This is a genomic window from Burkholderia sp. HAN2018 (assembly GCF_024704855.1).
In the GTDB taxonomy this organism is placed as follows: Bacteria; Pseudomonadota; Gammaproteobacteria; order Burkholderiales; family Burkholderiaceae; genus Burkholderia; species Burkholderia cepacia.
Genome location: NZ_QOBB01000576.1, coordinates 1 through 464, shown reverse-complemented (window position 1 = coordinate 464; position 464 = coordinate 1). Strand labels below are relative to the sequence as shown.

Annotated in this window: 2 tRNA genes and 1 rRNA gene; all 3 read right to left on the bottom strand. The window is 54.1% G+C overall.

Annotation, left to right across the window (positions count from 1 at the left end):
• Positions 1-70: 70 nt before the first annotated feature.
• Positions 71-146, bottom strand: a tRNA-Ala gene (locus DPV74_RS41875).
• Between the two features lie 38 nt (positions 147-184).
• A tRNA-Ile gene (locus DPV74_RS41870) sits at positions 185-261 on the bottom strand.
• A 63-nt stretch (positions 262-324) separates the two neighbouring features.
• Positions 325-464, bottom strand: a 16S ribosomal RNA gene (locus DPV74_RS41865); the annotation flags it as partial.

Here is a 464-nt window from a genome sequence, read left to right as displayed (position 1 = left end):
TCTGACTGGCTCAATCGCCAATGCAAAATTCTCGGTTCATCGTATGAACCAAGCACTTAGCGTTGGTGATTGGTGGAGGCAGACGGGATCGAACCGACGACCCCCTGCTTGCAAAGCAGGTGCTCTCCCAGCTGAGCTATGCCCCCATTGAGTACAGATGCCCTCAGGTGTTACCGCCAGACAATGGTGGGTCTGGTTGGATTCGAACCAACGACCCCCGCCTTATCAAGACGGTGCTCTAACCGACTGAGCTACAGACCCCTGAGTCTGTCTTTAATTTACAGCCGATAAGCGTGAGCGCTCAACTTTGCGAGATAGCTCTGGAAAGGAGGTGATCCAGCCGCACCTTCCGATACGGCTACCTTGTTACGACTTCACCCCAGTCATGAATCCTACCGTGGTGACCGTCCTCCTTGCGGTTAGACTAGCCACTTCTGGTAAAACCCACTCCCATGGTGTGACGG